This window comes from Actinomadura sp. NPDC048955 (assembly GCF_040649435.1).
Taxonomy (GTDB): domain Bacteria; phylum Actinomycetota; class Actinomycetes; order Streptosporangiales; family Streptosporangiaceae; genus Spirillospora; species Spirillospora luteofluorescens.
The window spans coordinates 23533-49430 of record NZ_JBEZJI010000050.1 but is presented as its reverse complement, the minus strand read 5'-3'; the positions used below and the strand labels follow the sequence as shown (position 1 = coordinate 49430).

Annotated in this window: 27 protein-coding genes and 2 pseudogenes; 12 read left to right on the top strand and 17 right to left on the bottom strand. The window is 71.0% G+C overall.

What is annotated here, in order from left to right; translation table 11 throughout:
- Positions 1–275 precede the first annotated feature (275 nt).
- Both AB0C84_RS34315 and AB0C84_RS34310 read right to left on the bottom strand, forming a co-directional pair.
- Positions 276–539 (bottom strand): TetR/AcrR family transcriptional regulator C-terminal domain-containing protein, encoded by a 264-nt coding sequence (locus tag AB0C84_RS34315; protein WP_361074501.1) that lies wholly within the window; start codon positions 537–539, stop codon positions 276–278.
- Between the two features lie 79 nt (positions 540–618).
- Complete coding sequence (locus AB0C84_RS34310; RefSeq protein ID WP_361074499.1) at positions 619–1194, bottom strand: ABATE domain-containing protein; 576 nt, start codon at positions 1192–1194, stop codon at positions 619–621.
- 81 nt (positions 1195–1275) lie between these two features.
- On the opposite strand from AB0C84_RS34310, the gene AB0C84_RS34305 reads away from it, so the two are divergent.
- The gene (locus AB0C84_RS34305) at positions 1276–2448 is read left to right on the top strand and encodes an epoxide hydrolase (protein WP_361074497.1); all 1173 of its coding nucleotides are present in this window, start codon (positions 1276–1278) and stop codon (positions 2446–2448) included.
- Between the two features lie 44 nt (positions 2449–2492).
- Here AB0C84_RS34305 and AB0C84_RS34300 read toward each other — a convergent pair whose 3' ends face one another.
- Positions 2493–2678 (bottom strand): DUF397 domain-containing protein, encoded by a 186-nt coding sequence (locus AB0C84_RS34300; RefSeq protein WP_361074495.1) that lies wholly within the window; start codon positions 2676–2678, stop codon positions 2493–2495.
- Between the two features lie 162 nt (positions 2679–2840).
- Positions 2841–3830 carry a GNAT family N-acetyltransferase gene (locus tag AB0C84_RS34295; protein ID WP_361074493.1) on the bottom strand — a complete coding sequence of 330 codons (990 nt, stop codon included), beginning with the start codon at positions 3828–3830 and terminating at the stop codon, positions 2841–2843.
- A 97-nt stretch (positions 3831–3927) separates the two neighbouring features.
- Here AB0C84_RS34295 and AB0C84_RS34290 point away from each other — a divergent pair.
- Positions 3928–4149: pseudogene (locus tag AB0C84_RS34290) on the top strand (transposase); the annotation flags it as partial.
- Positions 4150–4206: 57 nt separating this feature from the next.
- On the opposite strand, the gene AB0C84_RS34285 reads toward AB0C84_RS34290, so the two are convergent.
- The 3 genes from AB0C84_RS34285 to AB0C84_RS34275 are packed head-to-tail and all read right to left on the bottom strand — an operon-like array spanning position 4207 to position 5701.
- A complete protein-coding gene (locus AB0C84_RS34285; protein WP_361074491.1) occupies positions 4207–4653 on the bottom strand; it encodes a hypothetical protein in 447 nt (148 codons plus the stop codon).
- Positions 4654–4712: 59 nt separating this feature from the next.
- Positions 4713–4898 (bottom strand): DUF397 domain-containing protein, encoded by a 186-nt coding sequence (locus tag AB0C84_RS34280; RefSeq protein WP_361074489.1) that lies wholly within the window; start codon positions 4896–4898, stop codon positions 4713–4715.
- Positions 4889–5701, bottom strand: a complete 813-nt coding sequence (locus tag AB0C84_RS34275) for a helix-turn-helix transcriptional regulator (RefSeq protein WP_361074487.1) — start codon at positions 5699–5701, stop codon at positions 4889–4891. The genes AB0C84_RS34280 and AB0C84_RS34275 overlap by 10 nt, the downstream gene beginning before the upstream one ends.
- A gap of 133 nt (positions 5702–5834) precedes the next feature.
- On the opposite strand from AB0C84_RS34275, the gene AB0C84_RS34270 reads away from it, so the two are divergent.
- The gene (locus tag AB0C84_RS34270) at positions 5835–6269 is read left to right on the top strand and encodes an ATP-binding protein (protein WP_361074485.1); all 435 of its coding nucleotides are present in this window, start codon (positions 5835–5837) and stop codon (positions 6267–6269) included.
- Positions 6270–6637: 368 nt separating this feature from the next.
- Here the strand turns inward: AB0C84_RS34270 and AB0C84_RS34265 are convergent.
- A pseudogene (locus AB0C84_RS34265) lies at positions 6638–6877 on the bottom strand (ATP-dependent helicase); the annotation flags it as partial.
- 200 nt (positions 6878–7077) lie between these two features.
- Between AB0C84_RS34265 and AB0C84_RS34260 the strand changes: the two are divergent.
- Positions 7078–7332, top strand: a complete 255-nt coding sequence (locus tag AB0C84_RS34260; RefSeq protein WP_361074483.1) for a hypothetical protein — start codon at positions 7078–7080, stop codon at positions 7330–7332.
- A 377-nt stretch (positions 7333–7709) separates the two neighbouring features.
- Here the strand turns inward: AB0C84_RS34260 and AB0C84_RS34255 are convergent, their stop codons facing one another.
- The 4 genes from AB0C84_RS34255 to AB0C84_RS34240 form a co-directional block, all read right to left on the bottom strand.
- The gene (locus tag AB0C84_RS34255) at positions 7710–9452 is read right to left on the bottom strand and encodes a DEAD/DEAH box helicase (protein ID WP_339156705.1); all 1743 of its coding nucleotides are present in this window, start codon (positions 9450–9452) and stop codon (positions 7710–7712) included.
- 36 nt (positions 9453–9488) lie between these two features.
- Entirely contained in the window at positions 9489–10544 is a 1056-nt protein-coding gene (locus AB0C84_RS34250) for a zinc metalloprotease (RefSeq protein ID WP_361074481.1), read from the bottom strand.
- A 207-nt stretch (positions 10545–10751) separates the two neighbouring features.
- Positions 10752–11015, bottom strand: coding sequence for a DUF3039 domain-containing protein (locus AB0C84_RS34245; RefSeq protein WP_179846461.1), 264 nt, complete (start codon positions 11013–11015; stop codon positions 10752–10754).
- Between the two features lie 10 nt (positions 11016–11025).
- Positions 11026–11601, bottom strand: a complete 576-nt coding sequence (locus tag AB0C84_RS34240; RefSeq protein WP_179846460.1) for a YqgE/AlgH family protein — start codon at positions 11599–11601, stop codon at positions 11026–11028.
- A gap of 160 nt (positions 11602–11761) precedes the next feature.
- Between AB0C84_RS34240 and AB0C84_RS34235 the strand changes: the two genes are divergently transcribed.
- Positions 11762–12433 (top strand): hypothetical protein, encoded by a 672-nt coding sequence (locus AB0C84_RS34235; protein ID WP_361074478.1) that lies wholly within the window; start codon positions 11762–11764, stop codon positions 12431–12433.
- Between the two features lie 43 nt (positions 12434–12476).
- Here AB0C84_RS34235 and AB0C84_RS34230 read toward each other — a convergent pair whose 3' ends face one another.
- Both AB0C84_RS34230 and AB0C84_RS34225 read right to left on the bottom strand, forming a co-directional pair.
- Positions 12477–13880 carry an NAD-dependent malic enzyme gene (locus tag AB0C84_RS34230; protein WP_361074476.1) on the bottom strand — a complete coding sequence of 468 codons (1404 nt, stop codon included), beginning with the start codon at positions 13878–13880 and terminating at the stop codon, positions 12477–12479.
- Positions 13881–14200: 320 nt separating this feature from the next.
- Positions 14201–15130, bottom strand: a complete 930-nt coding sequence (locus AB0C84_RS34225) for a tetratricopeptide repeat protein (protein WP_361074474.1) — start codon at positions 15128–15130, stop codon at positions 14201–14203.
- Between the two features lie 399 nt (positions 15131–15529).
- Between AB0C84_RS34225 and AB0C84_RS34220 the strand changes: the two genes are divergently transcribed.
- Positions 15530–16516: an ATP-binding cassette domain-containing protein gene (locus AB0C84_RS34220; RefSeq protein WP_361074472.1), complete on the top strand. Its 987-nt coding sequence runs from the start codon at positions 15530–15532 to the stop codon at positions 16514–16516.
- The gene (locus AB0C84_RS34215; RefSeq protein ID WP_361074470.1) at positions 16509–17795 is read left to right on the top strand and encodes a hypothetical protein; all 1287 of its coding nucleotides are present in this window, start codon (positions 16509–16511) and stop codon (positions 17793–17795) included. Before AB0C84_RS34220 ends, AB0C84_RS34215 begins: the two co-directional genes overlap by 8 nt.
- Positions 17796–17836: 41 nt before the next feature.
- Here AB0C84_RS34215 and AB0C84_RS34210 read toward each other — a convergent pair whose 3' ends face one another.
- Positions 17837–18145, bottom strand: a complete 309-nt coding sequence (locus tag AB0C84_RS34210; RefSeq protein WP_258941749.1) for a DUF3817 domain-containing protein — start codon at positions 18143–18145, stop codon at positions 17837–17839.
- Between the two features lie 123 nt (positions 18146–18268).
- On the opposite strand from AB0C84_RS34210, the gene AB0C84_RS34205 reads away from it, so the two are divergent.
- Both AB0C84_RS34205 and AB0C84_RS34200 read left to right on the top strand, forming a co-directional pair.
- A complete protein-coding gene (locus AB0C84_RS34205) occupies positions 18269–19066 on the top strand; it encodes a DUF2127 domain-containing protein (protein WP_179846453.1) in 798 nt (265 codons plus the stop codon).
- Between the two features lie 34 nt (positions 19067–19100).
- Positions 19101–19814 carry a DUF4230 domain-containing protein gene (locus tag AB0C84_RS34200; protein WP_179846452.1) on the top strand — a complete coding sequence of 238 codons (714 nt, stop codon included), beginning with the start codon at positions 19101–19103 and terminating at the stop codon, positions 19812–19814.
- A gap of 163 nt (positions 19815–19977) precedes the next feature.
- On the opposite strand, the gene AB0C84_RS34195 is transcribed toward AB0C84_RS34200, so the two are convergent.
- Positions 19978–21177 carry an acetyl-CoA C-acetyltransferase gene (locus AB0C84_RS34195; protein ID WP_361074467.1) on the bottom strand — a complete coding sequence of 400 codons (1200 nt, stop codon included), beginning with the start codon at positions 21175–21177 and terminating at the stop codon, positions 19978–19980.
- 107 nt (positions 21178–21284) lie between these two features.
- Here AB0C84_RS34195 and mce point away from each other — a divergent pair, with 107 nt between their 5' ends.
- The 3 genes from mce (at position 21285) to AB0C84_RS34180 (ending at position 25028) form a co-directional block, all read left to right on the top strand.
- The gene (gene mce, locus AB0C84_RS34190; RefSeq protein WP_179846450.1) at positions 21285–21719 is read left to right on the top strand and encodes a methylmalonyl-CoA epimerase; all 435 of its coding nucleotides are present in this window, start codon (positions 21285–21287) and stop codon (positions 21717–21719) included.
- Positions 21720–22048: 329 nt separating this feature from the next.
- Positions 22049–23374 carry a DivIVA domain-containing protein gene (locus AB0C84_RS34185; protein ID WP_361074465.1) on the top strand — a complete coding sequence of 442 codons (1326 nt, stop codon included), beginning with the start codon at positions 22049–22051 and terminating at the stop codon, positions 23372–23374.
- A gap of 100 nt (positions 23375–23474) precedes the next feature.
- Complete coding sequence (locus tag AB0C84_RS34180) at positions 23475–25028, top strand: AI-2E family transporter (RefSeq protein ID WP_361074463.1); 1554 nt, start codon at positions 23475–23477, stop codon at positions 25026–25028.
- 28 nt (positions 25029–25056) lie between these two features.
- Here the strand turns inward: AB0C84_RS34180 and AB0C84_RS34175 are convergent, their stop codons facing one another.
- Positions 25057–25848 carry an alpha/beta fold hydrolase gene (locus tag AB0C84_RS34175; RefSeq protein ID WP_361074461.1) on the bottom strand — a complete coding sequence of 264 codons (792 nt, stop codon included), beginning with the start codon at positions 25846–25848 and terminating at the stop codon, positions 25057–25059.
- Between the last annotated feature and the right edge of the window lie 50 nt (positions 25849–25898).

Here is a 25898-nt window from a genome sequence, read left to right as displayed (position 1 = left end):
GTTGCTGATGATCACCGTCCGCATGATGGCTCCCTCCGCAACCAGGCGATCACCGCCCCTTGCCGGCAGCACGAGGGGACGGACGCCGCCCGCGCATCGGAGGTCCCCAACGTGTCCAGACAGCGAGCTCTCCAGGCATCAGTGGCGCCGGTAGCCGGAGAACGCACCTGTGGCCGCGTCGCCCTTATCGCGTCAGTGCGAAATACCCTCTACGCCGGGTGACACAGTGCGCGCTCAGTGGACAGACCGTGGGAAGCTCCAGGCCAGGGAGACTGTTACGGCCGGGTGAGTTTGGCGGCCACGGCGTCGAGGACCCAGTCCAGGCCGGTCGCGAAGGATGTCTCGGCGTCCACGTCCGTGCCGTCGTGCACGGCCTTGGCCAGGGCCGGGAAGCGGCCCGTCGCCAGCATCCTCGTCATGTGCGGGCCGGAGGCGCGCTGCCAGTCGAGTGTGGACAGGCCCGTGGCGCGCTCGGCCCGCAGGTTCGCGATCTCGAGCCTGGAAAGCCCTGGTCGAGTAAACGGCTCGCGATTTCGCACGTCTGGCTCGGACTGGAAGACCCTCAACCGCCCTGGGCCCGGCTTCCCGCTGTCCGCGTCGGCGTCCAGGGCGTAATGATCACTCCGCTGATCTGGAGTGTTCACGCTGCCTGGCGTTGAAGCGCGCCTTCTTCTGGCGGTTGCCGCACGTGTTCATCTCGCACCACCTGCGGGTGCGGCTCTGGCTGGTGTCGAAGAAGGCGGCCCGGCAGGTCGGTGATGCGCACAGGGCCAGCTTCCCGTCTCGTTCACCTGCGAGGATGCTGACCGCATCGGCGGCGATCACGCTGAGGGCGTCCTCCACGCGGGACGCCGGGCCGAGCCGCCATCGCCGCGCGCCCTCGGGGGTCAGGATCGCGGCGGCCCGCCCCTCGACGCTGCGGTCATTGATGACCTGGACGGCGGGCGCGGGGAGAGCGTCCTGGGTCGCGGCCGCCGTCGCGGCGAGGTGAATCGACTCCCTCAACTCCCAGGCGAGGTCAAGTTGGGCGGCGGTGCAGGAGTCGACGCCGAGGCCGTTCACCGCCAGCCAGTCGACAAGTCGTCGCGGGACGGGAATGCGCTCCACAGGGTCGCCACAGCGCTCCGTCAGGGTCGCCGTGAAGCTCGTCGCCAGCACGGTGCCGAGGCGGAAGTCGGGGAACCCAGCGCGCATGGAACCACCTTAGCCGGTTGCACGTCGCCGGAGGCGCTGCTAGAACCGTCTTAGCCGGTTCCGCTAAGGCCAGGAGGTCTCATGCCGCACCCGACCAGCGACGTTCGAGCTTTCGAAGCCCGCGCGACCGACGCCGACCTCGACGATCTGCGCGCGCGGCTGGCCGCGGCGCGGCTGCCGGAGGCCGAGACGATCCGTCGCACCGCGCCCGGCCCTCGCCGATGGGACCAGGGCGTACCTCTCGCCGACCTCGTCGATGTCGTGGACTACTGGCGCACCGGGTACAGGTGGCGGTCGTTCGAAGAGCGCCTCGACCGCATCGGCCAGTTCCGCACGACCATCGATGATCTGGGCGTCCACTTCCTGCACCGCCGATCCGCGCGCGCGGACGCCACTCCTTTGATCCTGACGCACGGCTGGCCGGGCAGCGTCGCCGAGTTCGTCGACGTGGTGGACGAGTTGGCAGATCCGAAAGACGCGGACGCGCCCGCGTTCCACGTCGTGGCGCCGTCGCTACCGGGCTTCGGCTACAGCGACAGGCCGGCCGTCACGGGGTGGGGGACCGAAAAGATCGCGGCCGCGTGGGTGGAACTGATGGAACGGCTCGGCTACAGCAGGTTCCTGGCCCACGGCGGCGACTGGGGAGGCAATATCACCACGGTCCTCGGCGGCAGGTTCCCGGAGCACGTCCTCGGCATCCACACCCTGTTCGCGGAGGCGCCGCCCGGCCTGCCAACGGACGGGCTGACGGCGGCCGAGCGCACATGGGCCGAGGACACCCGCGATTTCTGGCGCCACCGCGCGGCGTACGCGAAGCAGCAGGCGACCCGCCCCCAAACCATCGGCTACTCGCTCGTCGACTCACCGGTCGGGCTCCTCGCCTGGATCCTCGACAAGTTCGCCGAATGGTCCGACACCGAGGACAGCCCGTTCGAGACGATCTCCCGCGACAGAATCCTCGACGACGTCACCCTCTACTGGCTGACGCGGACCGGCGCGTCCGCGGCCCGCATCTACTACGAGAGCCACAACTCGCTCGACCCCGAACTCCGGGTCGACGTCCCGTCGGCCATCACGATGTACCCGCGCGATGTCGAGAAGTGTCCGCGCCCCTGGGCAAAGGAGCGGTACCGCCAGATCGTCCGCTGGAACTCGCCCGAGAAGGGCGGACACTTCCCGTCGCTGGAGGTTCCCGAGTACTTCGTCAAGGACCTGCGGGAAGGTCTCGCGGCGGTGCTGGCCGCCACCCGGTGAGGAGTCAGTGACGCGCCCCTCCCGGGTGGTTCAGCCGTCCAGAGCTAGGCGTTCTTGATGGCCGCACTGAGGCGCCGGAGCGCCTGGGGGGTGAGGAGAAGCTTGGGGCCGTCCGGGTCCTTGCTGTCACGGACGGCCACGACCTCGCCGACGCGGGGGACCTCGACGCAGTCGCCGCCGTTGTTGGAACTACGGGCCGCCTTGCGCCATACGGCGGTACTCAGGTCCACGTTTTCTGTCCTGACTTCGTCGTGCAGAAGATGAGATCGGCCCACGGGACACGCAGCGGACTGTACGAACGCGTCCCAGCTAGGCCCTGTCCGGGCGATCAAGCCGGGTTCAGTCTTCGGGAATCCGCACCGACAAGGCGCTGCGGAGCTACCTCTGCCGGATCAGACGGTGATCGGCTTGCGGTAGCGGACGTGCTCATTCTGGCGCCGGAACCCTACGCCCTCGTAGAGGTCGTAGGATCGGTGCGGATTCGCGGTGCCGGTGTACAACCGGGCAGTCTCTGCACCGTGCTCGCGAAGGCATCGCAGCCCGTCCAGTAGCAGGGCTCGCCCAAGTCCCAGACGCCTTGACTCTTTCCGGACGCTCAATTCTTCGACTTCCCCCACGGTGGCGTCCTGCCGATGGATGGAGCACAGGGCGACACCGGCCATATCTTCCCGATCCCAAGCAGCCCGCCAGCAGGTCGGGTCGGCCGTGGCGAGGAAGCTCTCGAACGTCCACCTCTCGGTGAAGGCGGCCTCCGCATATGAATCGACGACCGTTTTCCAGGCCGCGCGGTAGCTGCTTGGATCGACGGCTCCGACTCGGATGCCGGCTGGCAACGGCTTGCCGTCGGGGAGCTGTCGGAGATCGGCCAGCTCCAGCTCTACCAGGCTGAAGACACGTCGGTATCCCGAGTCGAGCAGTAGCGCCGTTGCATCCTGTTCAGAGGCCATGGCGTTCGCGCCGAGCACGGCCGTCTGTGCGGTTCCATGCTGTTGCACGAGCTGGCGGATACGGCTTTCTGCCCAGTTGAGCATGGCTGAGCCGATGCCCTGGCCGCGGTGCTCGGGCAACAGGTAGCCGCGGTGCAGGTACAACCACGTCCCGTCCCGCTCCTGCCACCGCCTGATCGTCGAGTAGCCGACGACACCACCGTTGTGCTCCACCAATGCCTGGTTCTCGGATGGGTCGTCGAGCTTGGCGGAGGCTTCGGCGATCTCGGCTGCCGTCGGGAGACCTTCCACAACCGAGCGGGCGTCGATCCGGTCCCGCTCTGCACAGCCGAGCCGCACAGCGGCCATGGCTCTGTGGTCTTCGTGGCCGTGATATGGCCGGAGGACGTAGCCAGGCAACTGTTCTAGCGATGCAAGCCCGTTGCCGCTGTTCACGCTCACACCAAGACCCCCGTTACGTTGGATATGCGGCGTCATCGATCACGGAAGCGTAGGCCGTGCCGATCAGACGGCAGAACTCGTTTTCCGCAGCATGACCGTTCGCGGAGATTTGACGGACGAGGCGTGGGACCGGCTGCGGCCGTTCCTGCCCATGAATAACGGTCGGTGCGGCCGGTGGCGGGACCACCGTCAGGTTATCGACGGCATCCTGTATCGGGCACGGACTGGGGTGCAGTGGCGTGACCTGCCGGAACGCTTCGGTCCGTGGAAGACGGTCTACGAACGGCACCGGCTTTGGTCGGCTCTTGGCGTCCAAGGCCGCCGCATGATCGTTGGTTGTCCACACAACACCTGACTATCAACGTCGGCCTCACCCACTTGTGCGCCACCGGAACCAGTAGTCGACTCCGTCGACGCGGTAGCGGGCACCTGCATCGAATCGCACCTCACCCACAAGCCGACGAACACCCTCCGGCAGATGACGGTAGGGCGCGAGGAGGGAATCCAACTCGTCGTAGCGGGGATCGATCCCTCCGTTCCCCGGATGGCTAGCCGACTCGACCGTCCCGGCTTCATACCGTTCGTTCCACCTGGCGAAGATCGCCCACTGCTCGCGCTCCATCGTCATCGCCGCCTCGCTCGCGGGCCACACGAAGTACTCGCCGGCATCATCGGCGTAGTCGAGACTCTCGAAGTAGTGCGAAGCACCATTGATGACCGCGAGCCCTTTGCGCGGCCCGTCGTACCACTCCAACTCGGCGTACACCCGCTCGAAGCCGTCCGCGATCAACTGCTGTTCGTCCCAGGTCTCAGCCACGTCGGGAGGCTACCAACCAGCGGTCTCCGCATCCCTAATCACGATCTACGGCTGGAGTACTAGGCGTGCTTGATGACCTCACCGAGGCGGCGGAGCACCTGGGGGGCGATGAGGAGCTTGGGGCCGTCCGGGTCCTTGCTGTCACGGACCGCCACGGCGTCACCTACACGGGCAACCTCGACGCAGTTGCCGCCGTTGTTCGAGCTGCGGGAAGCCTTGCGCCACACGGCGGTGCTCAAGTCCATTTTTCCTGCGCCACCTTCGCTATCAGTTCGAGAGACTGGTCTACGGGATACGCGGCGGACTGGATTGACGCGAACAACCCGGCGAGCCGATTGAGTTCGGCGCGGTCCGTGGTCGTGTCGCCGTTGATCGGGTTGTCTTTGTAGCCTACCTCGCTTCCGTCCGGGAGGGTACCGATGGCGAATGCGCCGCCGATGCCTTCGTGCAGGCGAAGCGGAATGATCTGGATGCGCACGAGGCGGGACGAGACCTCGATAAGGCGCTGGAGTTGTTCGCGCATCACCTCGGCTCCACCGGCGTCGCGATAGAGCACGCTCTCGTCCAGCACGTAGAGGAGGTGCGGCGGCGTCCGGTCCCCGTTCAGGATGCCCTGCCGCGCCAGTCGGGCCTCAAGGGCCGCCTCGTCGTCGAGGATGGCGGCGGCGTAGGCGGGCACTTGGAGCAGGCCGGGCACGATCAAAGGCTCGTAGCTCCGGATCCTCTCGAACTTCGGTTCCTGCATGGCCCAGTCGACGAACCATGCGGGGACGGCGTTGGTTCCCTTGTAGAGGCCGTCCCACAGGTGGGTGAGGGCTTCGCGGGTGTCGAGGACGCGATCGGCGTGGACGGCTAGGAGCCGATCAGGCCGAGACTCCCCCCGCTCCACGGAGCCGACCGTGCTCTTCGAGTAGGGCGCGCTCTCCTGGATGAGTTCGCAGAAGGCGGCGATGCTCAGGCCCGCCGCCTCTCGATAGCGCCGTAGCTCGGACCCGAGGAGCGCGTTCGGCGACTCCCACGGCCGCAGATCGTTCGGACGCTGTCCCATCGCTGTTTCTCCCTTGCTTCGAATGACCGGCGATGACCGGCATCGACCGGCTATGAACGGCGAATGACCTGCGGATGCGCACACCATGGGCACGCTTTGCAGTTCTGGCGATACTCAGGGTGACATACAGGCGATGATTCGACCACTGGATTTCGGAAACAGATTTCTGGAGGTCGAATTCATGATCGATTCGGGAACGGCGGCAGAAGCCGTCCTGATCGAATCGTCGGAACATGCGCCACAACAGGCGCGCTCCTGGGTCGCCGACGTTCTCGCCAAGTGGCGCCTAGGCGACGACTACATCGCGAGGACCGTGGTCACAGAATTAGTCACGAACGCCTATAGGCACACCGACACGAAAGCCATTCCCGTACGTCTGGTCTTGGAAAACGGCTACTTCGTGGTGGAAGTGGAGGACAGGTCCGATGTGGCACCGGTTCTCCTGGGCGAGGACGACGCGGCGGAGTCCGGGCGGGGGCTGCTCATGGTCGCCCTGCTCGCCACCGAGTGGGGCGTCCGGATGCTGGACGGCGGCGGGAAGGTGACATGGGCTCGGCTTCACGGGTGAAAGTGGCACGCAGCCGCCTGGTGATGGGGTGGTGGCGTGTCCGGTTCGGGCATGCCACCGCCGAACGGCACCTTGACGTCCTGGCCGCCGCGACGCACGCTCACGGCTGGTCCCCACCTCAAAATCTACGTGGAGTCGCCGCCGGTGCTGTGGGTCTTCCCCGAGGGCGCCGGAAGCCTTGCGGTCAGCGTCACGGCGGAACGTGCCGGCGGGCGGTGGGGCTACCGCGTCTCAGGGGCGCTGCGGTACCCGTGCGACGGCCCTCAGCGCGTGGCGGGCGTCCTCAGCGACGTCCTCTGGGATCGCCTGGGCGCGCGCCTCGCCGTCGGCTCTGTCGCGGCGCCGCGGTGACACGGCGGCGCTTGGCTGCCGTTCAGTTCGCGGCGCAGGGCCGCGATGTCCGCGGCGGCGGTGCGGTCCTCGCGGGGGTCGCCGGTCTTGCGGCGGCGCTCGTTGGCGATCTGGTCGGCCTGCCGCTTGCGCAGCAGCGCCGACACCTGGTCGGGCTCCAGCAGGCCGGGGATGCCGAGGAACTCCTCCTCCTCGGCCGACCCCGGCTCGGCGTTCATGCCGAACCCGCCGCCGTCGTAGAGCACGCGGTCGAACGTTGGGTGTGGGCTGACGGAGCCGGAGGCAGCGGCCCGGCTGCGACGAGCCGACCATCACGCAGGTCGACGACGGCGCTCGCGACACGGACGTCCGGCCGACGGGACCGCCTGGATCACCTTGCGCGGGGCGACCGGTCACGGACGGTGCAGAGCAGGCACCTCACCTTGCGAGAGGTGCGACACTCAACCGGAGGGTTCTCATGAACCGCGAAACCGCAGAACTGAAACTCGTGCTTCAGATCATCGCAGGCCTCGGTGGGTTCGCTCTCATCGGCGGCATCATCGGCACCCTGCTCGGTGTCATCATCGGCCTCATCGTCGGGGCGAGCGTTCCCCTGAGCCTCGGCGTCTTCATCGGCGCCGTCGTCGTGGGGCTCGGCGCCTTCGGCGGCGGAAAGTTCTACATCTGGTTCGCATTCCGCAGGCCCCGCTCCAGGAGCAACCAGGCCGTCTGAGAGGACGGCCCCATGTGAGAGGCTCGCGCCTCTCCGCACCACAAACGAGGGCCTGGCTGAGCCAGGCCTCGTTCTGCTTCCGGATGCGAGGGGTCGACCGCTACAGCGCAAGCTCCGACGTCAACGGCCGTAATCGCACAATGGCGTCCGGACGCTGGACGGTGAGGGAAGGCCTGGCGCCGGAAGCCTTGCGGTCGGCGTCACGGCGGAACATGCCGGCGGGCGGTGGGCCTACCGGGTCTCGGGGGCAATGCAGTACCCGTGCGACGGCCCTCAGCGCGTGGCGGGCGTCCTGGACGACGTCCTCCGGGATCGCCTGGGCACGCACAGCGCCGCCGACTCTGCGGCGGGCTCAGCCGCGACGCGGCGGTGACGCGTCAGCTGCGGCGCTTGGCGGCCCAGTCGCGGATCTTGGCTATGCGTTCGCGGATCTCCTCCGCGCTCGCCTGGGGAACGGGCGGGCCGCCGCAGGCGCGGCGCAGCTCGTTGTGGATGACGCCCTGCGGCTGGCCCGTGCGGTGGTTCCAGGCGTTGACGAGGCCGTTCAGTTCGCGGCGCAGGGCCGCGATGTCCTCGGCGGTCGTGCGGTCCTCGCGGGGGTCGCCGGTCTTGCGGCGGCGCTCGTTGGCGATCTGGTCGGCCTGCCGCTTGCGCAGCAGCGCCGACACCTGGTCGGGCTCCAGCAGGCCGGGGATGCCGAGGAACTCCTCCTCCTCGGCCGACCCCGGCTCGGCGTTCATGCCGAACTCGCCGCCGTCGTAGAGCACGCGGTCGAACGTCGCGGACGCCTCCACCGTCTCGAACGGCAGCTCCTCGCCGACGTCGGGGGTGTCCTTCTCGCGGTTGGCCTCGGCGAGGAGGTCGTCGTCGAGGCCGTCCTCGCGGACGGGGCGGTCGAGGACGTGGTCGCGCTCCTCCTCCATCTCGGAGGCGTGGCCCATCAGCGTCGGCACCGACGGCAGGAACACCGACGCGGTCTCGCCGCGCTTGCGGGCACGGACGAAGCGCCCGATGGCCTGCGCGAAGAACAGCGGCGTGCTGGTCGAGGTGGCGTAGACGCCGACGCACAGCCGCGGGATGTCGACGCCCTCGGACACCATGCGGACCGCGACCATCCAGCGGTCGTCGGTCTCGCCGAACGCCTTGATCTTCTTGGACGCGGTCGGGTCGTCCGACAGCACGATCGTGGCGCCCTGCCCCGTCACCGCGCGCAGCATCTTGGCGTAGGCGCGGGCGGCCTCGTGGTCGGTGGCGATGACCAGGCCGCCCGCGTCCGGGATGACGCGGCGCAGCTCGGTGAGGCGGCGGTCGGCCGCGGCCAGCACCTGCGTGATCCAGTTGCCCTTGGGGTCGAGCGCCGCCCGCCACGCCTGGGACGTCTGGTCCTGGGTGAGCGGCTCGCCGAGGGTCGCGGTGATCTCGTCGCCCGCGCGGGTGCGCCAGCGCATCTCGCCCGCGTAGGCCAGGAAGATCACCGGTCGGACGACGCCGTCGGCGAGGGCGGGGCCGTAGCCGTAGGTGTAGTCGGCCTGGCTGCGCCGGACGCCGTCGGGCCCCTCCTCGTACTGGACGAACGGGATCGGGTTGATGTCGGTGCGGAACGGCGTGCCGGACAGGGCGAGCCGCCGCGTCGCCGGCTCGAACGCCTCCCGGACGGCGTCGCCCCACGACAGGCCGTCGCCCGCGTGGTGCACCTCGTCGAAGATGACCAGCGACTTGCGCGCCTCGGTGCGGTTGCGGTGCAGCGCCGGGCGCGCGGCGACGGTCGCGTACGTGACGGCGACGCCGTGGAAGTCCTTGCCGACCGGGCCCTGCCCGTTCTGGTACTCGGGGTCGATCCTGATGCCGACACGGGCCGCCGACTCGGCCCACTGCCGCTTGAGGTGCTCGGTCGGGCACACGATCGTGAGCGAGGCGACGACGCGGCGCTCCATCAGCTCGCGGGCGAGCCGGAGCGCGAACGTCGTCTTGCCGGCGCCCGGCGTCGCGACGGTGAGGAAGTCGCGGGGGCCGGGCGCCGTTCCGTCCACGCCGAAATACGCCTCCAGCGCCTGCTGCTGCCAGGCGCGCAGGGAGGACGCGGTCCCCCAGGCGGCCCGCTCGGGGAAGGCGGGGGGCATGCTCGATGCGGCGAAGGTGCTCACGGTCATTGAAGGCTACCGAGCCGCACCGACAGATCGTGCCGCGCCCGGCGCACCTGTGCCGAGATCCACACGGTGGCGGCCGGCCTTGCGGGACCGGTACGCCGCCCACACCGCCCGGACACGGCGGCCCTGACCTGCGGTGAAGCCGCGCATGCAGGCGTCGTGGGCGTAGTCCATGAAATTGTGGATCGGATCGCGGCCGCGCTGCGGGCACGAGTCGCGTCCCTGCGGGCAGCCCTGCGCCGGCTCCGCTTCGTACGGGGTGTCGGCCACCCCGTCGCCCGGCGACACGCACCCGCCCTCGAACGTGTGCATCAGGCCGAGCCAGTGCCCGATCTCGTGGACGGCCGTGAACCCGTGGTTGAACGGCGCGTACGACCCGTACGGAAGGCTGCGGAAGTCGACGATGACGCCGTCCAGGCGCGGGTCGCGCCGGTACCACTGCGGGAAGGTGGAGAAGCCCAGCACGTCGGACCCGACGGCGGCCGTGTAGAGGTTGAGCGTCCCGCGGCCGCCCTTGCGGAGGCGCCGCTTCATCGGGCCCTCGTTGCGCTGCGGGTTGTGGAACCAGGACGGGTTGTCAGTGCGGTCCAGGGAGTCGAGCCGGAACCTGACGTGGGTGTCGGAGCCGCCGAGGCGTCCGCCGTAGGCCGCGTTCAGCGTGGCGATCTGCCGCTGGACCGCCGCCGTGGACAGCCGCCCCGAACTCCCGCTGTGGACGACGTGGAACCGCACCGGCACGACGAGGCTCCCCGTCGCCCGCCGCTGCGACTCGCGGCGGGCCGAGCCCGCGAGCGGTCCGTCGAAGAGGCGCTGGTCGAGGAGGGCCTCGTCGGACGTCCCGAACCGGTCGAGGAGCGTGCGGCGGAGGTCGGCGAGCATGGCGGCCGCCTGCTCGTGGCCGAGGTCGGCCCGGTCGCGCGCCAGCGCCGACCGCGCCGTCCCGCCCGGGGCGCCCCTCCCGCCGACGGAGGCCGTCCCGCCCCCCGTGCCCGCGCGGCCGGGGGCGCAGTCGTCGCCTCGCGCGGCCGGAGCGACCTTCGCCCGCTCCCACTCCCCCTCACTCACCGAACCCGGAACGGCACACACCGTGACCGACAGTGCGCACAGTGAAACCCCGGCCAAGCGCCGCATTCAATCCCCCGATTGTTCAGGGACGTCCCTTTCGGGGCGTCCCGCGATAAGAAAGGCCGAGGTCCCGCGGCACATGACCGCAGGACCTCACGCGCGCACGCCTACCCGGCGGCGCGCCCTCGGCCGCCGTTCAGCGGCCGGTCACTCCTCGCCCTTGCCCCCGCCGGACTGCATGGACTCGTAGATCTCCTTGCACTCCGGGCAGACGGGGTACTTCTTCGGATCCCGGTTCGGCACCCAGACCTTGCCGCACAGCGCGATCACCGGCGTGCCGGTCACCGCGCTCTCGGTGATCTTGGCCTTCTTCACGTAGTGGGCGAACCGCTCGTGGTCGCCGTCACCGTGGGAGAGGTCCGGTTTGACATCGCTCTGGGTGTCGCTGTCAGGAAGGATCTTCGTACTCACACCGTTCACCTTAGTTCAGCGTCGGGTCCTCGGGGAAAGTGGCGACGAAGGCCAGGTCGCCGCCCTGCCTGCGCAGCACGTTCTGCCACAGCCGCTCCGGGTCGCCGGCGAACACGTCCCCGGCCTCGGCGGGCACCAGGTACCACGAGCCCTCCTCGACCTCGGTGCGCAGCTGCCCGGGCGACCAGCCCGCGTATCCGGCGAACACGCGCAGCTGCAGCAGCTCCGCCGCGAGCAGGCCGGGCGGGGCCTCCAGGTCGACCAGGCCCACCCGGGCGACCTCGGTGCCGCCGTCCAGGGCGCGCCAGCCGAGCGGCTCGTCCTCGCCGGGGAGCCGGGCCAGGGCGAGCGCGTTCTCCAGGGCGACCGGCCCGCCCTGGAACACCACGGCCGGTCCCGTCACGAGCTCCGCCCACGGCGGCAGGACGCGGTCCACAGGAATCTCGGTCGGCCGGTTTAGGACGACTCCCAGGGTTCCCCCGTCGCCGTCGTGCTCGACCAGCAGGACGACGCTGCGCCGAAAGTTCGGATCCTCCAGCTGCGGCGTGGCCACCAGCAGGAGCCCGACCCTGATCCCGTCTTCCATGGATCCCATGATGCGTTGCCCGGACCTCCGGCGGCACGCCTCCTCGCTCGTTAGCCTGTTACGCATTCCTATCGATGGGGATATCGGCACCACAAGGTCCTGGGTTAAGAATGATCTAGGATCATCGGCCACCCGCTTGGTGCGGGCCGGGAGGACAGCGATGCAGTTGCCCAGGGTCGTCATCGCCGCCGTGTTCATCGTGATCGGGGCGCTGATCGCGATCCCGGCCCTGCTGGGGTCGGACGGCTCGGCGTCGCCGACCTCAGCCACGGAGTCCACGAGCCCCAGCCCGAGTACGTCCAGCGGCTCGCCGTCCGCCTCGGGCAAGCCCACGCGGACTCCGACGCACACCCCGTCCCGCACGCCGAGCCGCACGCCGGCTCCGGCGCGGCCGGTGACGGCCACGATCGGATCGGTCTCCTGCCCGGACCGCACCGTCAACGTCAAGGTCCGCAACACCGGAACCCAGACCGAGGACTTCTCCGTCGAGAAGAACGACGACACCGCCGCCGTCCCCGGCAAGATCGGCCCCGGCACCACCCGGACGGTCGCGGTGAAGCTGCGCGAGGACCGCAGCACCCGCATCACCGTCCGGTGGGCGAACCGGCAGATCGGCAGCACCGCCGCCAAGGCGAACTGCAAGAAGGCGGGCGGCGCCGCGCCGCGCGAGACGCCGCCCGGGAAGCTGCCGCACACCGGCCCCGACACCGTCCTGTGGGCGCGGGCCGTGACCGGGATCGCCGTCATCCTGACCGGCGCGATCATCTTCTGGTGGGGCGGCACCTGGCCGCGCCGCCGCGAGCACATGTTCGCGGGCAGGAAGTCGGACTGAGCGCAGCCGCGGGCCCGCCCTCCGGACCCGCCTCCGGCGGCGCCTACGCCTCGGTGCGGGGGCGGCCGCCCGCGGCCTCGCGGACGGCGCCGGCCACGCGGGTGCTGACGTCCGGGTGGAAGACGCTCGGCACGATGTAGTTCGGGCCGAGCTCGTCCGGGGTGACGACCTCGGCGAGGGCCTTGGCCGCGGCGGCGAGCATGTCGAGGGTGACGCCGCTGGCCTGGGCGTCCAGGAGGCCGCGGAACACGCCGGGGAACGCCAGCACGTTGTTGATCTGGTTCGGGTAGTCGCTGCGGCCGGTGGCGACCACGGCGGCGTGCTCGCGCGCCTCGTCCGGCGAGACCTCCGGCTCGGGGTTGGCGAGGGCGAACACGATCGCGTCGCCGCTCATCGTGGCGATGTCGTCGCCGTTCAGGATGCCGGGGGCGGACACGCCGATGAACACGTCGGCGTTCTTCACCGCGCCGCGCAGGTCGCCGGAGTAGCCGCCCTCGTTGGTGTGCTCGGCGATCCAGCGCAGCGAGTCGTCGAGGTCGTCGCGGCCCTTGTGCACGGCGCCGGCGTAGTCGCAGACGACGAGGTTGCGGGCGCCCGCGTGCATCAGCAGCTTCAGGATGGCGGTGCCGGCCGCGCCCGCGCCCGCCATCGTGATGCGCACGGCGCCGATGTCCTTGCCGACGACGCGCAGCGCGTTGGTCAGCGCGGCGAGCACGCAGATCGCGGTGCCGTGCTGGTCGTCGTGGAAGACGGGGATGTCGAGCAGCTCGCGCAGCCGGGCCTCGACCTCGAAGCAGCGCGGCGCGGAGATGTCCTCCAGGTTGATGCCGCCGAACGCGGGCGCGAGGATCTGCACCGTCCGGACGATCTCGTCGGTGTCCTGGGTGTCGAGGCAGATCGGCCACGCGTCGATCCCGGCGAACCGCTTGAACAGCGCCGCCTTGCCCTCCATGACCGGCAGCGCGGCCTCCGGGCCGATGTTGCCGAGGCCGAGCACCGCCGAGCCGTCGGTCACCACGGCGACGCTGTTGCGCTTGATCGTCAGCCGGCGGACGTCCTCGGGGTTGCGGGCGATGGCCAGGGAGACGCGGGCGACGCCGGGCGTGTAGGCCATCGACAGCTCGTCGCGGTTGCGAAGCGGCACCTTCGACTGCATCTCGATCTTGCCGCCGAGGTGCATCAGGAACGTCCGGTCGCTGACCTTGTGGATCTTGACGGAGTCGATCCGCTCCAGCGCGCCCGCGATCGCCTCGGCGTGCTGGGTGTCGCGGGTGGCGATCGTGACGTCGATGCGCAGGGTCTCGTGGCCGGCGGTGTTGACGTCGAGGGCCGTGACGATGCCGCCCGCGTTCTCGACCACGTGGGTGATCTGGCTGACGGCCCTGCCGCCGGCCGGGACCTCCAGCCGGACGGTGATGGAGTACGACACGCTTGGCACGCTCGCCACGACAGCTGCTCCCTATTTATACGGGTTTGTCCATATCCGAGCGCGCTGCTCCCAGGAGACGGTGCGTCCGGGGCGCGGCCGCGGATCCGCCGGATCGGCCCCGTGGAAGTGCTTCACCCGTGGAAGTGCTTCACGTGGCCGCACGGGCGCGGTCATCAGTCAACGAGCATACGCTCACCATCGCGGTCAGGTGTCCCGGTCGCCCCAGCTCGGCCCGCTTCGACGGCCACCCGCGTACGGAACACGCGCCGGAACTGGGCCACGCGCCGAGAACAGCGGCCCGGACCGAAACGTCGGCCCGGGCCGGAACGGCGGTCTGCTCAGAACAGGGCGGACTGGAGGCCGCGGCGGGCCTTGCCGACGCGCGGGTCGTCCGGCGGCAGCAGCTCGAACAGCGACAGCAGGTGCTTGCGCGCCGCGTCGCGGTCGTCGCCCGCGCCGCGCCGCACCGCGCCCACCAGCCGGTCGAAGGCCTCGTCGATGCGCCCGGACACCATCTCCACGTCGGACGCGCTGATCTGCGCCTGGACGTCGCCGGGCTTCTCGGCCGCCTCCTGGAGGACGCGCTCGGCGTCCAGCGACCGTACGCGCAGGCTCAGCTCGACCAGGGCGAGGCCCTGCTTGGCCTCGCCGTCCCTCGGGTCGGCGGCGAGGATGCGCTCGAACGCGAGCTTGGCACCGTCCAGGTCGCCGCGCTGCAGGGCCTCCTCGGCCGCGGAGTACACCGGGTCGGCGGCGGGGGCCTCCTCGCCGGGGGCCGGCTGCTCGCCCTCGGGGGCGTCGGGCAGGATGCCCTCCTTGCGCAGCGCGTCGAAGAGCTGGTCGATGGCCTGGCGGACCTGCGGCTCGGGCGCGGCGCCGTTCAGGAACGGCAGCAGCTGCCCGGCGACGACCGCCGCCACGAACGGGATGCCGCGCACGCCCATCTGCTGCATGTAGGCGCCGAGCTGCGGGTTCGCGTCGACGTCGACCTTGGCCAGGATCCACTTGCCGGCCGCCTCGGTGGCGAGCTTCTCCAGGATCGGGCCGAGCTGCTTGCACGGACCGCACCATTCGGCCCAGAAGTCCACCAGGACGGGGACGGACTGCGACCGCTCCACGACCTCGGTGTTGAAGGTCTGGTCGGTGACGTCCACGACGTAGGGGCCGCCGGGCGCGCCCTGAGCCGGCGCGCCGCCGCCCTGGGCGCGGCGTTCCTGCTGCTTCCTTGACGCGGCCTGGCGCGCTCCCAGGTCGATGGCCCCGTGCAACGAAAAGTCCCGAGAAGGCATGGGTCCATCCTGCCCCATGACCACCCCCGGCCGTACGTCCGTACGCTCCCAGCGGAGCGCGGCGTCCGCGCAGGACGGCCCGCGCGCCGGGACGGCCGCGCACATAGACGGCATATCCAGAGAATTGTCCGCCTTTTTATTCCCTTTCCCGCCACGCCCCGGGCAAAGAGTTCCGTCGTCCTGCCGTAAAGGCGATTAGATTGCTGACAGCCATCACCAAGCCCGGTTATAGTCACGATGTCGATGCATTGCGGCCCGGCAAAAGCGACCGGGTCGGAGCCGCCGGGGGGCGGCCCGGCCTGCGGGCGCGCCGCGTGGCGGGTTGGGGGACCCGAGGCCACCGGCGCGGCAGGCGCCCCGTCCGGCCGCCGCGACAGCATGACGAGCAATGGGGGGAAACTTGTGATCGCGGAGCATTCCGTGATCGTGGCCCGAGGAATGGGTGTCCGCCGCGGGGGGCGGTGGCTCCTGCGCCCGGTGACCTTCGGCATGCCCGAAGGCGTGGTCGGCCTGGCCGGTCCACCTGGTGCCGGTAAATCCACTCTGCTGGCCACGTTCGCGACCTTGCGCAGACCGAACACCGGCGCGCTGCACATTCTCGGGCACGACATCACGAACGCCGCCGGGCAGCGGGCCGCCCGCGCCGGAATCGGTTATCTGCCGGCCCGCTTCTCGCGCGCGGAGGGCATGACGGCCGGCGAGTTCGTCGCCTACGCCGCCTACTACAAGCGGACGAGCGCGTCCGCCGCGCAGAGCATGATCCGCCGCTTCGACCTCACCGAGGCCGCCGGGACGGAACTGGCGCTGCTGCCGCCGGACGTCCGGCTGCGCGCCGGGCTGGCCGCCGCCTGCGTCCACGAGCCCGGCCTGGTGCTGCTCGACGACCCCTTCGGCGAGCTGTGCGCCGCCGCCGAACCCTGGCCCACGGGCGCCGCGGGCCCGGGACGGCACTCGCTCACCGCGGCCATGGCCGAGCTGATCCCCGTGCTGCGCGCGCTGGCGCCGACCGTGGTCGTCACCGCCGACGCCACCGAGACGCTCACCGGCTGGTGCGACCGCCTCTTCACCCTCGCCCGCGGCCGGCTCGCCGAGCAGCCCACGCACTCGGCCACCGCCCGCCGCGGCCGCTCCCCCGCCGACCGGCGCGCCCCCGCCCCGCGGGGATCCGCCGGCCAGCGGGGCCCCGTCGGCCCGCGCGGCGCCCTCCACCCGCAGACCGTCGACGCGATGACCCCGCGCCGCCCGGCCCGCCGCGCGCTGCCGCAGGTGTCCCTGCCGCAGCTCGCGCTGCCGCACCTGTCCCTGCCACAGCTTGCGAAGGCGCGGGCGAGGCGGTCGCCCGCCGAGAGCGCCACCGGTGTCTGACCTCGGGCGGGTGCTCCGGCTGGACGCCCGCCGCACGGCACTGCTCGTCGCGGTGCCGGTCCTCACCGCGCTCGCGACGGCGGCGGCGTGCCTGTCGCTGAGCCCGGCGGTCGCGTACTGGGACAACAGCGTCGTCGCGCTGGTCAACGCCGTCCGCTTCCTCGGCCCCGCCGCCGCGGGCCTGGCCGCGTGGACGGCCGTCCGGGAACGCCCGCTCGACTACCTGCGCGACCTCACCGCCCGATCCCCCGCGACCGGCGTGCTGTTCGACCTGCTGCTGCTGTCGTCGGCCACGCTGGTCGCCTACGTGGTGGCCACGGCGGTGGTCGTCGCCGTCACCCTCGTGCACGCGCACGCCGGGCAGCCCCAGCCGCTCGGCGTGGTCTCGGGTGCGGGCGCGCTCGTCCTGCACGTCGTCGTGGGCTACCTGACAGGACGCGTCGCACCGCACCGCGCAACCGCGGCCCTGGTGCTCGCCGCGACGTCCCTGTGGGCCGCTCTGCGCGTCCCCGGCATGTCCTGGTGGAGCCTGGTGCCCCCCGCCGCGCTCTCCCGCGTCCAGCTGTTCACCACCCTGCGCCCCGAGGTGTTCGCCGTCCAGGTCCTCTGGGCCGCCGGGCTGACCACCGCGCTGATCCTCGGCTACGTGATGTGGGCGACGCGGCGGTTCCTGCTCGTCCTGCCCCTGACGATGGCGCTGGCCGCGACCGTCTCCGCCACCCTCGGCCTGCATCGCTCCGGCGGGACGGTCGCGCCCGCCCAGGCGAAGCCGGTGTGCCGGACGTGGCCCATCGAGGTCTGCGTGCACCCCGCCCTTCGGGACGCGCTGCCCCAGCTGATGGCGGCGGCCACCCCGCTCGCCGCGCGGCTGAACGGCACGCCCGGCGCCTTCAGGAAGGTGGAGCAGCGTCCCGCCTGGATGCCCGCGACGGTGGCGGACGGCGTCGCCTCCGTCCATCTCGACGAGAACCTCTCACCCGGATACGCGTCCCGCGCCGTCCGGCAGATCAGCGAGGCGCTCAAGGACGCGCAGGCCTGCGCGTCCGGCGACGGCTACCGCGCGCTGGTCGACGCGTGGCTTCTCGGCGACGAGCCTCCAGCCGCGGCCGGCACGGGCGCGGGGCACCGGTTCGCGTCCTGGACCGAGCAGCGGCGCCGCGACTGGCTGCGGCTCCACTTCGCCGAGTACCGCTCCTGCGCGCTCGGCCCCCGGGATTTCCGCGCTCCCCGCACCACCGAGAGCCGCCTCCACGACGCGCGGGATTCCCGTCCTGCGTGACCGCGACCGGACCCCCCGGCCGGCCGCGGTCACGCAGGAGGTCAGGCGCCCCGCCCGGCCGGCTCCGGCTCGGCGGCGGGCCGCGTCCAGTGCCGCTCCACGAAGAACGGCGCGACGGGCAGGACGGCGGCGCCGAGCGCGAGGACCGTGCGCCCGAGGTCCCAGCCGAGCTGCTCGCGGACGAGGAAGACCAGGCCGACGTAGGCCATGAACAGGACGCCGTGCACCGGTCCCATCACCTGCACGCCGACCGGCGCGTCCGCCCCGTACTTCAGCGGCATCGCGACCAGCAGCAGGAGGAGGAACGAGAACGCCTCGGCTACGGAGACGAACCGGAAAACACGAATCATGTCCACGCCCCCCTCAACGGCGCGGCATCGGCCCGCGGTTTCCGCGCCTCCTATGACCTCGCTCACACGACCGTGCGCAAACCGTGACGTATGCGGACCCCGCCGGACCTCTAGTGTGTCCGCGTGGACTGGAGCCTGCTGACCTGCGCGCGCAAGGGACACATCACCTACGCGCCGGACGAGGAGAAGCTGCGCGAGCGGCTCGTCGTCTCGTCCCCCATCGGCGAAGCGTGGCGCTGCCTGCGCTGCGGGACCTACGTGCACGGCGAGCCGCACGGGAAGGGCCCGGCCGACCGGGCGCCGCTGGTCAAGCGCGGCCGGGAGCTGCGCGACGCCTTCATCATGCGGTTCTTCGCGGTGGAGCGCGGCATCCGCGGCCTGATCGTGCTGGTCGCCGCGTACGGGGTGTGGCGCTTCGCGGGCAGCCGCGGATCGATCGAGCGGATCTTCGAGAAGGAGATCCCGCTGCTGCGCCCCATCGCCGACCAGGTCGGCTGGGACCTCGACCACTCCAAGGTCGTCACGTCCGTCCGGCACGTGTTCGACCTGGACGCTCGGACGCTGCGCTGGCTGGCCGTCGGCCTCATCGTCTACGGCGCGATCGAGCTGATCGAGGCGGTCGGGCTGTGGCTGCTGAAGCGCTGGGGCGAGTACTTCGCGGTCGTCGCGACGTGCTTCGGGCTGCCGATCGAGATCTACGAGCTGGTGGAGAAGGTCACCGCCCTGCGCGTCGGCGCGCTGGCGCTCAACATCGGTCTCATCGTCTACATCGTCGTCACCAAACGGCTGTTCGGTGTGCGGGGCGGCCGCGCCGCCCACGAGGCGCATCTGCGCAGCGAGTCGCTGATCGAGGTGGAGCAGGCGACCCACGAATCGGACCTGCGGCACCCGTCCGCGCCCGCGCCCGAACCCGCCGGATGAGGTAGCGGACGCCGCTGCCGGGAATGTCGGTTACATGGCTCGCTCGGAAACGAAGAACGACGCGAAGAACGACGCACCCGTCAAGTCGTCCCCCGGCCGGTCCCGCCCCCCGCGGCGCGGCCTGCTCACCCCCGTCGCGATCGTCGCGGCCACCGTCGCGCTCGTCCTGCTCGGCCAGCAGGCGCTGCACGGCCTCCCCCACTGGCTGAACCCGTTCGGGGTGGAGACCAAGGACCGCAGCGGCCCCGTCCTGCTGAAGTCGATCCGCGACCTGCACCGCTACGAGGCGGCCAGCGGCAACTTCCAGGTCGTCGTGGACCTGGAGAAGGACGCCAAGTTCCTGCCGTCCTCGCTGCGCGGCAAGCGGACCCTGTTCGTCGGCAACGGCTCGGTCGACGCCTACGTGGACTTCTCGCGGCTCGGCTCGGGCGCCCTCAAGGTCAACGCGGACCGGACGGTGGCGACGGTCACCCTCCCGCCCGCCCAGCTGGAGAAGACGAACCTCGACACGAAGAACAGCTACGTCTACGCGACCCAGCGCGGCGTCTTCGACCGCTTCGGCGACTTCTTCAGCAGCAACCCGAACAACCAGCAGCAGCTCTACGTCCTGGCGTCCCAGAAGATCCAGACCGCCGCGGACCAGAGCGGCCTGAAGCAACGCGCCGACGCCAACACGAAGTCGATGCTGGAGAACATGCTCAAGGCCCTCGGCTTCACAACGGTGACCATCACCCCCGCCTCCCAGTGAGGCGCACTGACCCCAGCCACCACCGCAACCCCGCAACGACCCCAACACTCGCGATCGCGTCCGAAGGCAGGTTCGAGCGAAGCGAGAACCTGATCGCGCAGCGAGCCGCCAGGCGAGTCGGAGCGATGCAGCGATCGCCCGTGGTCCGATCCGGCGCGAGCCTCTAGGCGAGCGCCGGAGTCGGGACACGAATAAGCACGGCATCACCCTGGCCGCCGCCGCCGCAGAGGGCGGCGGCGCCGGTGCCGCCGCCGCGGCGCTTCAGCTCGTAGGCCAGGTGCAGGAGGATGCGGGCGCCGGACATGCCGACCGGGTGGCCGACCGCGATGGCGCCGCCGTTGACGTTGACCTTCTCGGGGCCGACGCCGAGGTCGCGCATCGACTGGATGCCGACCGAGGCGAAGGCCTCGTTGATCTCGATGAGGTCGAGGTCGTCGACGGTGAGGCCCTCCTTGCCAAGGGCGTGCTTGATCGCGTTGGACGGCTGGGACTGCAGCGAGTTGTCCGGTCCCGCGACGTTGCCGTGCGCGCCGATCTCGGCGAGCCAGGTGAGGCCGAGCTCCTCGGCCCGGGCCCTGGACATCACCACGACCGCCGCGGCGCCGTCGGAGATCTGCGAGGCCGAGCCCGCGGTGATCGTCCCGTCCTTGCTGAACGCCGGGCGCAGCCGGGCCAGGCTCTCGGCCGTGGTGTCGCCGCGCACGCCCTCGTCGGCGGAGAACACGACCGGCTCGCCGCGCCGCTGCGGGATCTCGACCGGGGCGATCTCCTCGTCGAACACGCCGTTCTTGATCGCCTCGGCGGCGCGCTGGTGGGAGCGGGCGGAGAACTCGTCCTGCTCCTCGCGGGAGATGCCGAGCTTGGCGTTGTAGCGCTCGGTGGACTCGCCCATGGAGACGCCGTCGAAGGCGTCGGTGAGGGCGTCGTGGGCCATGTGGTCGAGGACCTCGACGGAGCCGTACTTGTAGCCGCCGCGCGACTTCGGCAGCAGGTGCGGGGCCTGGGTCATCGACTCCATGCCGCCCGCCACGACGATGTCGAACTCGCCCGCCCGGATGAGCTGGTCGGCCAGCGCGATCGCGTCCAGCCCGGAGAGGCAGACCTTGTTGATCGTGATGGACGGGACGCTCATCGGGATGCCCGCCTTGACCGCCGCCTGCCGGGACGGGATCTGGCCCGCGCCCGCCTGCAGCACCTGGCCGAGGATGACGTACTGCACCTGGTCGCCGGACACCCCGGCCCGCTCCAGCGCCGCCTTGATCGCGTGCGCCCCGAGGTCGGCCGCGGAGAAGTCCTTCAGCGAGCCCATCAGGCGCCCGATGGGGGTGCGCGCTCCGGCGACGATCACGGACGAGGTGGTCATATGGGGGCCTCCAGGGTGGTGCTGCGGCGACGTTTGCCACGATACCCACGGGAGCGGTGTTCGGTTCCGTTCGCCCCCGCCTGGCCGTCCGAGGAGGGACAAAGCCCATGCTGACCCGTATCGACCACATCGGCATCGCCTGCCGTGATCTGGACGCGACCGTCGAGTTCTACAAGGCGACCTACGGCTTCACCGACGCGCACTTCGAGGTGAACGAGGAGCAGGGCGTGCGGGAGTGCATGCTCAAGATCAACGACACGGGGGACGGGGCGGCGAGCTACCTGCAGCTCATCGAGCCGATCCGGGAGGACTCGGCCGTCGCCAAGTGGATGGAGAAGAACGGCGAGGGCGTCCACCACATCGCGTTCGGGACGGACGGGACGGTCGCCGGCGAGGCCGCCGGCATCGCCGGCAAGGGGGTGCGCGTGCTGTACGACGCGCCGCGCAACGGGTCGATGGGTTCCTTGATCAACTTTTTGCACCCCAAGGACTGCCACGGCGTCCTGACGGAGCTGGTGCAGAAGCGTCCGGCCGCCGAATGATCTTGTAGGCCGGGGGTGGCGGGGGCGCGCCAGGATCGTGACGTGTTCGATATCACGGTCATGGACCGTGCGGCCTGGACCGCCGCTCTGTGACCGTTCGGACACATCTGGTGTATTTGCACCCCCCACACCTGGGCCGCTGCGGGCCCGCGACATGCCCGAACAAAAGGGACATTCCACGCAGCGCGTCAAGATGAGCCCCCAACACGGCAGTGTCCGGAGTACGCTTCATTCGCCGGAAGAGGTCTGGGGCAAGTGCGTCCGTCATGCCAGGCGATCAACCGGTCCCCGGAACCACCCGTAGCCCCGTCACATCAGGATTGAGCCACATGCAGTCCGACATCGACGCCCAGCTCAGCAACTTCTTTGAAGACACGCCCCCGCGCGAGTTCGACGTGGTGCTTCGCGGCTACGACCGGCACCAGGTCGACGAGCACATCAAGCAGCTCGACAACGAGGTGCGGCAGACCCGCGAGCAGACACAGGCCCTGCAGCGCGAGCTGTCGGACGCCCACCGTCAGCTGCAGGAGCAGGAACGTCCGACCTACTCCGGCCTCGGCGCCCGCATCGAGCAGCTGCTGCGACTCGCCGAGGAGCAGGCGACCGAGCTGGTCCAGGCGGCCCGCTCCGAGGCGAACGAGATCAAGGCCGCGGCCAAGGTCGACGCCGCGGAGCAGCGCGCCACCGCCGAGAACGACGCCTCCGAGCTGCGCGCCAACGCCCAGCGCGAGGGCGACGACATGCGGCAGGCGGCCGAGCGGGAGGCCGAGGAGGTCCGCACCTCCGCCCGCCGCGAGGCCGACGAGCTGACCTCCACCACCGAGCGCGAGGTCGCCAAGCTGCGGGCCACCGCCGACCACGAGGTCGCCGAGAAGCGCGCCGCCGCCGAGCGTGAGATCGCCAAGCTGCGCACCACCACCGAGCGCGAGGTGGCGCAGCTGCGCGCGTCCACCAAGCGGGAGCGCGACGAGATCCTCACCACGGCCAAGCGGCAGGCCGACGAGATGCGGGCGCAGGCCCAGCGCATCCTGGAGGAGAGCGAGGCCCAGCGCGCCCAGGCCGAGGCCGAGTTCGAGATCCAGCTCGCCGCCCGCCGTGAGGAGGCCGACCGGCAGGACGCCGAGCGCCACTCCGCCGCGCAGGCCGCGACGCAGAAGCTCGTCGCCGAGGCCGAGCAGCGCGCCGCGTCCGCCGAGCAGCGCGCCGCGAAGGCGACCCAGCAGGCCGAGCAGACCCGGCGCGAGGCCGACTCGCACGCCAAGCAGCTGATGGCCAACGCCCGCAAGAACTCCGACAACGTGATCGCCGAGGCGAAGTCGCAGGCCGAGCAGCTGCTCGCCGAGACCAAGTCCGAGGCCGACCGCGTCCGGACGGCGGCGCAGCGCCAGGTCGACGAGCTCACCCGGCAGCGCGACAGCATCACCAGCCACCTCAACCAGCTGCGCCAGCTCATCGGCGGCGTCGCGCCGACGATGGGCTCCGAGCCCGAGCTCGCCGCGCCCCCGGAGAAGGCCGCCATCCCGGCGGCCGAGCCGAAGCCGGCCCCGGCGCAGCAGGCCCAGCCCAAGCAGCAGCCGGCCGCCAAGGCCGCGCCCGCCAAGCCGGCCCAGGCCAAGAAGTCCGAGGAGGACGACGAGGACTGGTGGCAGGAGTGACCCCTTAAGGGTCGGGCATGACGGAAAGCCTGGAGGCGGTGAAACGCCTCCGGGCTTTCCGTCGTCTCAACCCCGTAGACGCACGACAGAGGAGACCGGCGTGCCCGACGAGACCCCCCACGACGACGGCCGCGAGCCCGCCCCCGGCGAGGGGCGGTCCGCGACCGGCCGCCGGGTCCCCGCACCGGCTCCCCCCGCCGACGAGACCGAGAACGACTCGGACGTGAGCGGCACCGGCAAGACCGACACGACCGACACGACCGAACCCGGCGAGGCCCGCGACAGCGGAACCCGCTCCCCCAGGACGAGCGCGGGCGAGACCGGCTCCGACGAGACGGGGGACAGCGGCTCCGGCGAGGACGGCTCGTCCGAGAGCGGCTCCGGTGGGAGCGGCGAGGACCGCCCTGAAGCGCCCAGTGGTGCGTTGATACCCGAGGAGATCGAGCAGCCCGTGGGGGAACGCGACCCGGCGACCGGCGCCCCGGTCACCCTCCCGGCGGCGCAGCAGGCCACCGAGCCGGTGCCGCCCGAGCCCGGCGCGCCCGACCCGGCGCACGACGTCGAGCAGCGCAAGCGCGAAGCCGGCGTCGACCACCTGTTCCCGTTCGGCAAGCCCGGCCAGCCGCTCGGCCGCGCGCACCCGTTCGTGTTCGGGTTCACCGCGGCGCTCGGCGTCATCACCGCCTGGATGCTGGTGAAGGCCGCGACGAACGCCAAGTCGGTGATCGTCATGATCGTGGTCGCGATGTTCCTCGCGGTCGGGCTCAATCCGGCGGTGGAGCGGCTGCGCAGGTTCGGCCTCCCGCGCGGCGCCGCGGTCGCCACGGTGTTCCTGATCGTGATCCTGTTCTTCGCCGGGTTCGTCGCCTCCCTCGTCCAGCCGGTGTCCGAGCAGGTCACCGAGCTGCGGCACAACATCCCCGAGTACGTCCAGCAGCTGCAGAACAACAGGACGCTGGCCGACTGGGACAAGCGCTACGGCCTCCTGGAACGCGCCGAGAAGACGGTGAACGGCGACGGGTTCCAGAAGGGCCTCACCGACACCGCCACCGGCATCGGCAAGGTCGCGATCAACGGCATCTTCCAGACGATCACGATCCTGATCCTGACGCTGTACTTCCTCAGCTCGCTGCCGCAGATCAAGACGTTCTTCTACCAGCTGGCGCCGCGCACCCGGCGGGCCCGCGTCGCCCTGCTCGGCGACGAGATCCTCGACCGGATCGGCGGCTACGTCGCGGGCCAGTTCACGATCGCGCTCATCGCGGGCGTGTGCTCGTACATCTTCCTGTCGATCCTCGGGGTGAAGTACGCGCTCGCGCTGGCGCTGATCGTCGCGGTGACCGACCTCATCCCGCTGATCGGCGCCACGATCGGCGCGGTGGTCGTCTCCCTGGTGGCGTTCCTGACCGGGACCACCACCGACCTCATCGTCTGCGCGGTCTTCTACGTCGTCTACCAGCAGGTGGAGAACTACGTCGTCTACCCGCGGGTGATGAAGAGGACCGTGGACGTCCAGCCGGCGGTGACGATCGTGGCGGCGCTGGTCGGCGCGGCACTGCTCGGCGTGGTCGGGGCGCTGCTGGCGATCCCGACGGCGGCCGCGATCTCGCTGCTGATCCGCGAGGTCGTCATGCCGCGCCAGGAGACCCTCTAGACCGCGCGCCGAGCCGGGCGCGCCCGGCTCAGCGCGCGGTGCGGGCGAGGGCGGCGGCGAACTCCGCCACCGCCTGGTTGAACAGGTCCGGCTGCTCCACCGCGCACAGGTGCCCGGCGCGCGAGATGACGAGCGTCTCGGCGTTCGGCATCGCCTCGGCCATGGCGCGGGCCTCGTCCTCAGTGGCCAGCGCGTCCTCGTCCCCGATCATGACGAGTGCGGGGACGCGGAGGCCGCGGAGCGTCTCGAAGGAGTCCGCGCGTCCCGCCATGGCGCGCTGCGCCCACGCGGCCGCGAGCGGCGGCGCCGCCTGGACGAGGCCGCGGACCCGCCCGTAGATCAGCGCCCGCTGCCGTAAGGTGGTGGGGCCGACGAGGCCGGGCAGCACCTCGTCCACGAGGACGCGGGTGCTGCGTTCGCCCTCCAGGGCGCCGGCCTGCCGCAGCCGGTTCTCCCGCGCGGGGGCGGTGTCGGCGGCGGCGCGGGTGGCGGCCAGCACGAGGCCGAGGACGAGGTCGGGGTGCCGCCGGCACAGCGCCATCGCCACGTACCCGCCCATGGACAGCCCGCCGACCACGGCCCGCCGGACGCCGAGCGAGCGGCACGCGCGGGCGACGTCGTCGGCCATGGTGTCGACGGACGGTTCGTCGTCGCCGAGCAGGGAACCGCCGAAGCCGCGCAGGTCGGGGGTGATGACCCGGAACCGGCCGGCGAGGCCCTCCCGCTGGGCGAGCCACATCGCCGACGACAGCGGGAAGGCGTGCAGCAGCACGATCGGCGTGCCGGTCCCCACGTCCCTTGCGTACAGCTGCACCGTCATTGGGCAATGGTCGCCCGCTGGCGCGGCCGGTGGGACGGAGTGGCCGCGAT

What these genes read in the sequence shown, in the direction of transcription:
- AB0C84_RS34310 (WP_361074499.1), bottom strand. Translation starts at nt 1,194, where the DNA reads ATGCGCGCTGGGTTCCCCGACTTCCGCCTCGGCACCGTGCTGGCGACG.
- AB0C84_RS34255 (WP_339156705.1), bottom strand. Translation starts at nt 9,452, where the DNA reads ATGCCCCCCGCCTTCCCCGAGCGGGCCGCCTGGGGGACCGCGTCCTCC.
- AB0C84_RS34210 (WP_258941749.1), bottom strand. Translation starts at nt 18,145, where the DNA reads ATGATTCGTGTTTTCCGGTTCGTCTCCGTAGCCGAGGCGTTCTCGTTC.
- mce (WP_179846450.1), top strand. Translation starts at nt 21,285, where the DNA reads ATGCTGACCCGTATCGACCACATCGGCATCGCCTGCCGTGATCTGGAC.
- AB0C84_RS34200 (WP_179846452.1), top strand. Translation starts at nt 19,101, where the DNA reads ATGGCTCGCTCGGAAACGAAGAACGACGCGAAGAACGACGCACCCGTC.
- AB0C84_RS34235 (WP_361074478.1), top strand. Translation starts at nt 11,762, where the DNA reads ATGCAGTTGCCCAGGGTCGTCATCGCCGCCGTGTTCATCGTGATCGGG.
- AB0C84_RS34185 (WP_361074465.1), top strand. Translation starts at nt 22,049, where the DNA reads ATGCAGTCCGACATCGACGCCCAGCTCAGCAACTTCTTTGAAGACACG.
- AB0C84_RS34270 (WP_361074485.1), top strand. Translation starts at nt 5,835, where the DNA reads ATGATTCGACCACTGGATTTCGGAAACAGATTTCTGGAGGTCGAATTC.
- AB0C84_RS34305 (WP_361074497.1), top strand. Translation starts at nt 1,276, where the DNA reads ATGCCGCACCCGACCAGCGACGTTCGAGCTTTCGAAGCCCGCGCGACC.
- AB0C84_RS34240 (WP_179846460.1), bottom strand. Translation starts at nt 11,601, where the DNA reads ATGGAAGACGGGATCAGGGTCGGGCTCCTGCTGGTGGCCACGCCGCAG.
- AB0C84_RS34280 (WP_361074489.1), bottom strand. Translation starts at nt 4,898, where the DNA reads ATGGACTTGAGCACCGCCGTGTGGCGCAAGGCTTCCCGCAGCTCGAAC.
- AB0C84_RS34175 (WP_361074461.1), bottom strand. Translation starts at nt 25,848, where the DNA reads ATGACGGTGCAGCTGTACGCAAGGGACGTGGGGACCGGCACGCCGATC.
- AB0C84_RS34275 (WP_361074487.1), bottom strand. Translation starts at nt 5,701, where the DNA reads ATGGGACAGCGTCCGAACGATCTGCGGCCGTGGGAGTCGCCGAACGCG.
- AB0C84_RS34260 (WP_361074483.1), top strand. Translation starts at nt 7,078, where the DNA reads ATGAACCGCGAAACCGCAGAACTGAAACTCGTGCTTCAGATCATCGCA.
- AB0C84_RS34220 (WP_361074472.1), top strand. Translation starts at nt 15,530, where the DNA reads ATGACGAGCAATGGGGGGAAACTTGTGATCGCGGAGCATTCCGTGATC.
- AB0C84_RS34195 (WP_361074467.1), bottom strand. Translation starts at nt 21,177, where the DNA reads ATGACCACCTCGTCCGTGATCGTCGCCGGAGCGCGCACCCCCATCGGG.